Source organism: Pseudoalteromonas sp., assembly GCF_041629635.1.
In the GTDB taxonomy this organism is placed as follows: Bacteria; Pseudomonadota; Gammaproteobacteria; order Enterobacterales; family Alteromonadaceae; genus Pseudoalteromonas.
On sequence record NZ_JBFKMX010000255.1, the window covers coordinates 1 to 2,529 of the forward strand.

Annotated in this window: 4 protein-coding genes; 1 reads left to right on the top strand and 3 read right to left on the bottom strand. The window is 41.9% G+C overall.

What is annotated here, in order from left to right:
* From ABYD77_RS18785 to ABYD77_RS18795, 3 genes are all read right to left on the bottom strand, one after another.
* Positions 1-356: biopolymer transporter ExbD (locus ABYD77_RS18785; protein WP_372771621.1), on the bottom strand; the 356-nt coding region annotated here is incomplete at its 3' end.
* Positions 349-858, bottom strand: a complete 510-nt coding sequence (locus ABYD77_RS18790) for a MotA/TolQ/ExbB proton channel family protein (protein WP_372771622.1) — start codon at positions 856-858, stop codon at positions 349-351. The genes ABYD77_RS18790 and ABYD77_RS18785, both read right to left, overlap by 8 nt.
* A 15-nt stretch (positions 859-873) precedes the next feature.
* Positions 874-1,608 carry an energy transducer TonB gene (locus ABYD77_RS18795; protein ID WP_372771623.1) on the bottom strand — a complete coding sequence of 245 codons (735 nt, stop codon included), beginning with the start codon at positions 1,606-1,608 and terminating at the stop codon, positions 874-876.
* A 62-nt stretch (positions 1,609-1,670) separates the two neighbouring features.
* Here ABYD77_RS18795 and ABYD77_RS18800 point away from each other — a divergent pair.
* Positions 1,671-2,529, top strand: an 859-nt coding sequence (locus tag ABYD77_RS18800; protein ID WP_372771624.1) for a hemin ABC transporter substrate-binding protein, incomplete at its 3' end; no start/stop codon positions are given.

Genomic DNA, 2,529 nt, shown 5'->3' on the forward strand with positions numbered 1-2,529 from the left:
GCTGCCAGGGTTTGCACTAAATACTCACTCGGTACTCGCTTATCCACTGCTATAAAAACAGGCGTGGCAGTTGCGTTATGTTCAAGTGCACCGATAACATGATCTAACGTACTAAATGGTTGATCATCCAAAGCAAATTTCACTTTATTTTGTTCATAGATAAGGCTTATTACTTTTGGTTTTTGCTCAATAACTGTATTAGCGCTTTCGCCAACCATAGGTAAAGTAACTTCCATTACATTTACTTTTACCGCGACGCTTAACAGTAAAAACACCAGCACGATAAACAGCACATCCAATAGCGCGGTGAGATCAGCCATCATGCTTTGTGCTTTTACTTTTGGTAATTCAAGCATTGGCAGCGTCCTTTTCATGCCAAGTTTGGTTAATGAAAATCGTTAGTTCACCTTGCATTCTTTCAACCACTGCTTGGGCGAGTCCGTAGAGTAATAAACATGGCATCGCAATGGCTAATCCTGCCATGGTCGAGTACATCGCTTCCCATAAGCCATCGGCGAGTAATGCGGGCGTTACCGCTTGCTCACTTTGTGCGATGCTTTGAAACATCACAACTAAACCCCAAACTGTACCAAAGAGTCCCATCAACGGGCTAAGCGTGCCAACTAAACTCAAAAAGGCTAAGCGTTTGCGCCATGCCATTACTTTTTGCTGCAAAGATATTTGTGCAAGTTCCAGTAATGAAAACTGATAATCGACTTTTTTAGTTAGGATTTTATGTACATCTAACCAGGCACAGGTTAACACTACCGTGCGTTCTAAAATGACTGCTGTGGCGAAAATTGAGATCACGATAAATGGCCAAAGCATTGGACCAAGTTGTTGCAAATAGGTATGCATTTTTTCCTCTGTAAATTACGAAAGTTTGAATTCGATGGGCACGGTAAATCTTGCCCTTACCGCTTGCTGGCCTTGTTTAAAAGGGTGAAATTGCCACTGTTTAACATTGTTAATCGCCGCTTGATCTAAACTTTTATAGCCACTACTTTTCACTACAGATAATTTGACGATATTGCCTTTTTTATCGAGCTCAATTGCCAGCAAACTCACACCTTGATGCCCGCGTCGTTTGGCTTTTAACGGGTAAATCAGTTCAGGCCTTGGGCTTTTAAAGAGCGTGGGTTTATCAAGCTCAACTAACTCATCCACTTGATTATCTTGTTGTGATTTGTGCTTGGCACTTGCTAGCTGCTCTGCCTGTAATTGTTTTGCTGGACTGGGTTTTTTAGGCGCAACTACTGGAGGCTTATTAACGTTTGGTTTCACCTGTTCTTTTGGCGGTGTTTCGGGGGCTTTAACAATAGCATTAGTTGTATTGGGGCTTATTTTATCTGGTTTACTGGTGGCTTTTGCTGCTTTCGTAATTCGCAGCGCTTTACCATTAAAGTCAGTTTTATATTGATTTAGCTTTACTGTTTTGACCAGCGGCTCAGCCACAGGTGGTGTCAGTGATAACTGCATCACTTTTACTTTGCGATCTAACACTTGCGCTTTAACCCCAGAAACTGAAACCATTGATTCTGTTGGCTTTGCAAGCCATGCAGCAAGGTGTAAAAGTGCTGAAAATAACAAAAAAGCAAGAAACTTCATTTGATTAATCTAAATACTAACTGTTATCATTTGCATTAAATGTTACTGTTTTTGGAATTACAATGAAAGTATCTATACAACGATTTTTTAGATTAAATGTTTGGTTGTTATTGTTCGCACCGCTCTTAAGTAAGGCCGCTCAAGACATTGAGCGGATCGTGGTCTCGGGGGGATCTATCACCGAAATCATATATGCATTTAATGAACAGCAGCGCATCGTAGGGGTTGATAGCACCAGCGTTTTCCCAGCTGATGCCACTTCAAAACCGCAAGTGGGTTATGTTCGACGAATTAATGTTGAAGGCATTTTATCGCTAAGCCCAGAGTTGTTGCTCGGCGAAGCCGATACTGGCCCCGAAAAGGTACTAAAACAACTGCAAAGTACCGGCTTAAAGACGCATATTTTTACTGAAGACGACAATCTCAAAGGCGTAGAAAACAAAGTCGCAAAAATAGCCCAGTTACTCAATGTAGAAGAAAAAGGGCAACAACTGATTGATCATATTGCAAAAGATAGAAACGCACTTTCGCATTTGCTATCTCAAGTAACGAGCAAACCTAACGTGTTATTTGTTTTAAACTTACGAAGTGGGCAACCCATTGTGTCAGGCGCAGGCACATCTGCTGATGAAGTTCTCACAGCAGCGGGCGGCAATAATATTGCTGCAGCACACTTTACCGGCTGGAAGCCGCTTTCTACTGAAGCTGCAATGGCGATGAACCCAGATTTTATTATTGCCATGGGCAGGCATGGTCAAGATAAAGTAGCTGATCTAGCCAGCATTCCTCATTTTAAATTTTCAAACGCGGTGAAAAATAACCAAGTGCTTATTTTTGATGGTTCTTATTTATTGGGTATGGGTCCTCGAACACCACAAGCGGTAGCTGAGCTTGCATCAAAGCTTCACCCAAATGCGCAGC